This window comes from Corallococcus sp. AB030 (assembly GCF_003668965.1).
Classification (GTDB): Bacteria; Myxococcota; Myxococcia; order Myxococcales; family Myxococcaceae; genus Corallococcus; species Corallococcus exiguus.
Genome location: NZ_RAWQ01000331.1, coordinates 1 through 6,800, shown reverse-complemented (window position 1 = coordinate 6,800; position 6,800 = coordinate 1). Strand labels below are relative to the sequence as shown.

Annotated in this window: 6 protein-coding genes; 3 read left to right on the top strand and 3 right to left on the bottom strand. The window is 71.1% G+C overall.

The annotated features are described in order from the left end of the window. Nucleotides 1–19: 19 nt before the first annotated feature. Nucleotides 20–910: a serine/threonine-protein kinase gene (locus D7Y15_RS41435; RefSeq protein WP_158629212.1), complete on the bottom strand. Its 891-nt coding sequence runs from the start codon at nt 908–910 to the stop codon at nt 20–22. A 127-nt stretch (nt 911–1,037) separates the two neighbouring features. On the opposite strand from D7Y15_RS41435, the gene D7Y15_RS41430 reads away from it, so the two are divergent. Both D7Y15_RS41430 and D7Y15_RS41425 read left to right on the top strand, forming a co-directional pair. Then, the gene (locus D7Y15_RS41430) at nt 1,038–2,156 is read left to right on the top strand and encodes a serine/threonine-protein kinase (protein WP_120581311.1); all 1,119 of its coding nucleotides are present in this window, start codon (nt 1,038–1,040) and stop codon (nt 2,154–2,156) included. Further along, nucleotides 2,153–3,091 (top strand): RluA family pseudouridine synthase, encoded by a 939-nt coding sequence (locus tag D7Y15_RS41425; protein ID WP_120581310.1) that lies wholly within the window; start codon nt 2,153–2,155, stop codon nt 3,089–3,091. The genes D7Y15_RS41430 and D7Y15_RS41425 overlap by 4 nt, the downstream gene beginning before the upstream one ends. Here D7Y15_RS41425 and D7Y15_RS41420 read toward each other — a convergent pair. Then, nucleotides 3,088–3,501, bottom strand: a complete 414-nt coding sequence (locus D7Y15_RS41420; RefSeq protein WP_014398332.1) for a secondary thiamine-phosphate synthase enzyme YjbQ — start codon at nt 3,499–3,501, stop codon at nt 3,088–3,090. The genes D7Y15_RS41425 and D7Y15_RS41420 overlap by 4 nt on opposite strands. A gap of 41 nt (nt 3,502–3,542) precedes the next feature. On the opposite strand from D7Y15_RS41420, the gene D7Y15_RS41415 reads away from it, so the two are divergent. Further along, complete coding sequence (locus D7Y15_RS41415; RefSeq protein ID WP_120581308.1) at nt 3,543–4,748, top strand: DNA polymerase IV; 1,206 nt, start codon at nt 3,543–3,545, stop codon at nt 4,746–4,748. 413 nt (nt 4,749–5,161) lie between these two features. Here D7Y15_RS41415 and pcnB read toward each other — a convergent pair whose 3' ends face one another. Further along, nucleotides 5,162–6,748 carry a polynucleotide adenylyltransferase PcnB gene (pcnB, locus tag D7Y15_RS41410; protein WP_233605294.1) on the bottom strand — a complete coding sequence of 529 codons (1,587 nt, stop codon included), beginning with the start codon at nt 6,746–6,748 and terminating at the stop codon, nt 5,162–5,164. Nucleotides 6,749–6,800 lie beyond the last annotated feature (52 nt).

The window sequence follows — 6,800 nt, the reverse complement described above, 5'->3', positions numbered from 1 at the left end:
GGGTCTGCCTGCCCCCGCCTCAGGTCACCCGTGCCACCCACCGGGCCAGCACGTCCGGCCCCACCGGTTCGTCCAGGGAGGACATGAAGCGCTCCAGGTCCGCATGGAACGCGAGGCAGTCCGGGTAGCGCTCCACCGGGTCCGTCGCGAGCGCCCGCTCCAGGATGCGCTGCATCGTCTCCGGCAGGTCCGGCCGGCGCTCCACCGCGGGCACGTAGGAAGCGGAGCGGATGGCATTGAGCGCGCCCATGAGGTCCTGCCCGACGAAGGGACGCAGGCCGGTGAGCAGTTCGTAGAGCACCATCCCCAACCCGTACACGTCACCGCGCAGGTCCGGAGACTGGCGCTGGAACAGCTCCGGCGGCTTGTACGCCAGGGCATCCACCGGCGTCAGCCGCGTGCGGAGGTCGTGCACCGCCAGCTTCGCGATGCCGAAGTCGCTCACCTTCACGACGCCCTCACGGGACACCCGGACGGTCCCGGGCCGCACGTCGCGGTGCGCCCACTCCAGCGGCATTCCCGTCGCCCCATCCGTCAGAGCGTGCACGTACGCCAGCCCCATGGCGGCCTGGGCCACGAGCCCTGCGCACACGCCGAGCGGCAGCGGCGCCCCCTGCGCCGCCAACGCCTGGATGAGTGAGTGCAGCGAAGGCCCATCGATGGGCTCCGACACCCGGAATGCGTTCCCATCCTCCGTCCCGAAGTCGAGGACCCGCTGCACGTTCGGATGGACCAGGCACGAAGCATTCTCGGCCTCGGACAGGAACGTCTTCACGAGCTCGGGGCGTCTCGTGAGCTCGGGAAGGACGCGTTGGAGCTCACACGGGCCTCTGGCGTCTTCCGCCAGGAAGGTCTCCACCCTCTCTCCTCCGGAGAGCTTCTGGATGAGCCGATACTTCCCGATTTGCATGGTCCGTGAGGCTTCCCATGTCTCACTGGAAAAGTGAAACAGCCCAGGGGCCAGGCGTTCGCAACCTCTCAAGCGCCGTCTGCATGTTTGACCCTGACGTGACGTGGTCCGTAGGATCCGCGCTCCCATGCCTCCCAAGGCCATTGGTCCCTACCGCGTGTTGGAAACGCTCGGCAGTGGCGGGGCCGGGACCGTCTATCGGGCCCTGGACCGCCGCAGCAACGACGAGGTCGCGCTGAAGCTCCTGTCGACGGGTGGACCGTCGCTGGACGACCGCGCGGCCCGGAGACTCGCGCGCGAATTCGAGACGCTCGCGGACCTGGCCCACCCCAACGTGGTGAAGGTCTTCGAGGCCGGCGTCCACGCGGGCCAGCCGTACCTGGCCATGGAGCTCATCGAAGGGCTCACGCTGCGCCACTACCTGGACGTGAGCTTCAACGACCTGCACACGCCCACGCCCTCCTCGCGCGGCCCGCTCACCATCCGCCGCACCGCGGACGACGACTTCGGCAGCGTCGACAGTCCGGACGAGGAAGAGGACGACGACGTGGAGGACGACGGCACCTTCGACCTCAACGCCTTCGCGGAGGAAGCGCCCAGCGAGGACCTGGCCAGCTTCCACGGCGCCGGGGACGACGACCCGGATTCGGACGGGATGCGCGTGGTGGATCCGCGCCGGGCCGCCCCTCGCGCGCCGCAGCTCCCTTCCCGCCCCACCACGCCGAAGGAGGCGGACCTCAACCGTCCGGAGCGCATGGGCAAGCTGAAGGACGCCATGCTCCAGGTGTGCGAGGCGCTGGCGTACATCCACGGCCACGGGCTGGTGCACCGCGACCTGAAGCCGTCCAACATCATGGTGGACGACGACCGCCAGGTGCGGCTGATGGACTTCGGCCTGGCCAAGTTCCTCGCGGACGACGCGGGCATCACCGCGGACGGCAAGCTGGTGGGCACCTACCGGTACATGGCCCCGGAGCAGATTCTGGGCGAGCCGCTGGACGGGCGCGCGGACCTGTACAGCCTGGGCGTCATCCTGTACGAGCTGATGAGCGGGCGTCCGCCGTTCGACGCGAAAACGCCGCACGAGCTGTGGCGCCAGGTGCTGGAGACGGAACCTCCGCCGCTGCTCGCGCTCAACCTGCATGGCGACCCGCAGCTGGCGCGGGTGGCCCATCGCCTCATCCGCAAGGAGCCGGACGACCGGTTCCAGACGGCCGAGGAAGTGTACGAGGCCCTCTCAGAGTGACGACGACGACGCACACCCTCACCGTGGACGCCGACAAGGCGGGCCAGCGGGTGGACCTGTTCGCGGGCGAGGCCCTGGGCCTGTCCCGCGCGCGCATGAAGCGCCTCTTCGAGGAGGGCCAGGTCCGCGTGGACGGCCGCCCCGCCAAGAAGGGCCTCCTCGTCACCGCCGGCCAGAAGGTCGCCGTGACGGTGGAGGAGTCCTCGCGCGAGGCCGTGCCCGACACGGACTTCCCGCTCGTCGTCCTGCATGAGGACGAGGCCCTGCTCTTCGTGGACAAGCCCGCCGGCCGCCCGTCGCACCCCCTGCAGCCGGGTGAGACGGGCACGGTGGCCAACGCCCTGGTGGCGCGCTACCCGGAGGTCGCGCAGGCGTCCCAGGACCCGCGCGAGGGCGGCCTGTGCCACCGGCTGGACGTGGAGACGTCCGGGGTGCTCGCGGCGGCCCGCACGCGCGAGGCCTGGACCACCGTGCGCGAGGCCTTCAGCAACCGCGCGGTGGACAAGCGCTACGTCGCCCTGGTGACGGGCCCGCTGGCGGACGAGGGCGAGGTGGAGGTGCCGCTGCGCCACCACCCGCGCCATCCGGACCGCGTGGAGCCCGCCCCCTACGGCGCCGAGGACGCCCGCGAGGCGCTGTCCCACTTCCGGGTGCTGGCCCGGTCCGGGGACTACAGCCTGGTGGAGGTGAAAATCCTCACGGGCGTGCTGCACCAGGTGCGCGCGCATCTGGCCGGGGTGGGCGCGCCGCTCGTGGGGGACGCGCTCTACGGGGGCCGCGAGGCGCCGGAACTGGGGCGGTTCTTCCTGCACGCCCGCTCGCTCACCGTGCAGCACCCGGTGACGAAGGAGCCCGTGAAGGTGGAGAGCCCGCTGCCGCCGGACCTGGTGGCGGAGCTGGGACGCCACGGGCTGGCGTGGCCCGTGGCCGGTTAGTCGCCCATCACCTTGACGATGACGCGCTTGCGGCGCTGGCCGTCGAACTCCGCGTAGAAGACCTGCTGCCAGGGGCCCAGGTCGAGCTTGCCGGCGGTGACGGGAATCAGCACCTGATGGTGGACGAGCATGGATTTCAGGTGCGCGTCGCCGTTGTCCTCGCCGGTGCGGTGGTGGCGGTAGTCGGGGCCATGGGGCGCCAGGTGCTGGAGCCAGTCCCAGATGTCCTCATGGAGGCCGGGCTCGTCGTCATTGACGAAGACGCCCGCGGTGATGTGCATGGCGGACACCAGCACCATGCCCTCCTGGATGCCGCTCTTCTTCAGCAGGGCGGCCACGGTGTCCGTCAGGCGCACCAGTTCGCGCCGGGCCTTCGTCTCGAACCAGAGGTATTCGGTGAGGGTCTTCATGGCTCGCACTGTCAGAGGGGACCACTAGAGTGACTCACGTCATGCGAGCCATCCTCCACGTGGACATGGACGCCTTCTATGCGTCCGTCGAGCAGCGCGACAACCCGTCCCTCCGGGGCAAGCCGGTCATCGTTGGCGGGCATGCACAACGCGGCGTGGTGGTGGCCGCGTCCTACGAGGTGCGCCCCTTCGGCGTGCGCAGCGCCATGCCCATGGCACGGGCAATGAAGCAGGCGCCGCACGCCATCGTGGTGAAGCCGCGCTTCTCCGCCTACGCGGAGGCCAGCGAGCACGTGTTCGCCATCTTCGAGCGGTACACGCCGCTGATCGAGCCCCTGTCGCTGGACGAGGCGTTCCTGGACGTCACGGCGTCGGTGGGGCTGTTCGGCGCGGCGGCGGACATCGCGAAGCGGATCCGCAAGGAGATTTCCCACGAGCTGAACCTGCCGGCGTCCGCGGGCATCGCCACGGCGAAGTTCGTGGCGAAGATCGCCTCCGACCTGGCGAAGCCCAACGGCCAGCGCGAGGTGCGCCCGGAGGAGACGGTGGCCTTCCTCGCCGGGCTGCCGGTGTCGCGGCTGTGGGGCGTGGGGCCGAAGACGGAAGAGGCGATGAAGCGCGCGGGGCTCGTCACCATTGGCGACGTGGCGGCGCGGGACGTGGACTGGCTGGAGGAGCGGTTCGGCGCGGCGAGCGCGAAGCACCTGTGGGAGCTGTCGCACGGCATCGACGCGCGGGACGTGGTGCCGGACCGGGCGGCCAAGAGCGTGGGCGCGGAGGACACCTTCGACGAGGACCTGACGGGCCTGGAGGCGCTCAAGCCGCACGTGCACGCGCAGGCCCTGAGGGTGGCCCGGCGGCTGCGGCGCGCGACGCTGAAGGGCCGCGTGGTGCAGCTCAAGCTGAAGTTCGCGGACTTCACGCTCATCACCCGCCGCGTCACGCTGCGCGAGGCCACGGACGACGGGCAGGTCATCTACCGCGCGGCGCTGGAGCTGCTGGAGCGCGCGCACGAAGGCAAGGCGCTGCGGCTCACCGGCGTGAGCGTGCAGTTGGACGAGGACGAGCCGCAGCTGGGCTTGTTCCCGGCGGCCGCGCCGAAGTCGTCGAAGCTGAACGAGGCGATGGACCGCATCGCGGCGCGCTTCGGCAGCAAAGCCATCACCATGGCGGACATCGCGGAGGCGGAGGCGTCGGACGATGACCAGCACCGCTCCGAGAAGCCGGTGGACAAGCCGAAGCGGTAGCGCGGCCCTCGGACATGACCAGCGCCGGAGCACCTGCGAGCGCTCCAGCCCTGTCGCGGCACTGACACGCTTGGGCGAGCCGCAGCGCCCCTACGACACGACAGGGGCCGTAGCACCTGAAGCGCTCCAGCCCTGTCGCGGCATCGACAAGCTTAGACGAACCGCAGCGCCCCTACGACACGACAGGGGCCGTAGCACCTGAAGCGCTCCAGCTCTGCCGCTGCACCGACACGCTTGGGCGAGCCGCAGCGCCCCTACGACACGACAAGGGCCGTAGCACCTGAGCGCCCCAGCTCTGCCGCTGCACCGTCACGCGGGAGAAAGCGGTGGCGCGTCACCGGGCTCGCGGACACGACAAGGGCCGGAGCACCTGAGCGCTCCAGCCCTTTCGCTGCGACACCACCGCGAAGGAACTACCCCTCGCCCGCGTCGGAACCGGAGGAGGCGCCCGAACCGCCGCCCTCTCCGCTCCCGTTGCCGGAACGGCGACGACGGCGACGACGGCGCTTGCGGCGGGGGCCTTCCGCGTCCGCACCGCCAGCGGCTCCGGCGCGCGGCGGAGGCACCTCTCCGGCCTGCCAGGCCTCCAGCGCCTCGCGGCCCTCGTCCGTGGCCTCCACCGTCATCGCGTAGACGGCCAGCGCCTCGTTGAAGAGCGGGTGGCGGCGGAAGGCGCCCGTCTTGCGGCGGCGCTCCCCGGACAGCGTGCGCTGCATCAGGAGCAGCATGCGGCAGCGCTCGGCGATGCGGCGCGGCAGCCGCGCGGACTCCACGAAGCCCGCCAGCAGGTCCTCGATGACGCGCGACACCGACGCGCGGCCCTCGTCCTGCGACTCCTCCACCGGCGGGTGCGCGCGGCTGATGGGCACCAGCAACGCCGCCAGCAGGATGGCGTCGTCCAGCACCTCTCCCGCGGACACGCGCTTATCCAGCGCCTGCGCGAAGGCGTAGAAGGTCTTCTCCCCTTCCTTGCCGTTCTCGCGCAGGTACTCGTCCACGGGCGGCAGCAGAATCTTGAGCGCGTCCAGCGCCGCCAGCAGCTTCAGCGCCGGGGCGGACACGCCGCCTCGGATGAGCCGGAACGTCTCCTCCAGCAGGCGCGCGGGCGCGCAGCGCGGCAGGTCCTCCACCGCGCCTTCCATCGCCGCGTACGTGCGCGACTCGATGTCCAGGTCCAGCTTCGCCGCGAAGCGCACCGCGCGCAGGATGCGCACCGGGTCCTCGCGCATGCGGATTTCCGGGTCGCCAATCGTCCGGATGAAGCGCTCATCCAGGTCGCGCCGGCCGCGCACGTAGTCGATGACCCGGCCTTCAGCCGCGTCGTAGAACAGGCCGTTGATGGTGAAGTCGCGGCGGCGCGCGTCCTGCTGCGCGGTGCCGAAGACGTTGTCGTGGGTGATGAGGAGGTCCTCGCCGCTCTGCCCCTCCTCCGCCGCCGCCGCCGCGCCGGCCGCCGGCTCCAGCTCCGTCGGGTTCGCGCGGAAGGTGGACACCTCCACGATCTTCCCGCCCTTGAAGTAGACGTGCGCCAACCGGAAGCGCCTGCCGATGAGCCGGCAGTTGCGGAAGATGGCGCGCACCTCGCCCGGGTGGGCGCTGGTGGCCACGTCGAAGTCCTTGGGCTTCTTGCCCAACAGCAGGTCGCGCACGCAGCCACCCACCAGGTACGCCTGGTGGCCGTGCTGGTGCAGCCGCAGCACCACCTTGAGCGCGTCCGGATCCATCTCGTCCGGGTCGATTTCCGCGGGCTCACCCGTGCGGGTGGTGGTGGGCGCCTGCAACTCCGGCTCGTTCGCGGCGGGCTCCGGCTCCGGCTCCAGGATGACGGCCTCGGGCTCCTCGGCTTCGTCACCCGCCTCGGCGGCGGCCTGCGCGTCCTCCGCCTCCGCGGCCTTCAGGGCCTCGGTGGCGGCCAGGATTTCGTCGGTGACCTCCGGGCCGGCGTCCTCGGTGTCATCGTCATCGTCGTCGAACCCGTCGTCCTCCGCCGAGCACCCCAGCGATTTCGAAACCCCTTCCCGGGCCGCCCCGGCCCCCCCCGAGCCCCCCTTC

Bases quoted from the DNA above. Each gene is read 5' to 3' on its own strand.
- D7Y15_RS41430 (WP_120581311.1), top strand. From the start codon at position 1,038: ATGCCTCCCAAGGCCATTGGTCCCTACCGCGTGTTGGAAACGCTCGGC.
- D7Y15_RS41435 (WP_158629212.1), bottom strand. From the start codon at position 910: ATGCAAATCGGGAAGTATCGGCTCATCCAGAAGCTCTCCGGAGGAGAG.
- D7Y15_RS41415 (WP_120581308.1), top strand. From the start codon at position 3,543: ATGCGAGCCATCCTCCACGTGGACATGGACGCCTTCTATGCGTCCGTC.
- D7Y15_RS41420 (WP_014398332.1), bottom strand. From the start codon at position 3,501: ATGAAGACCCTCACCGAATACCTCTGGTTCGAGACGAAGGCCCGGCGC.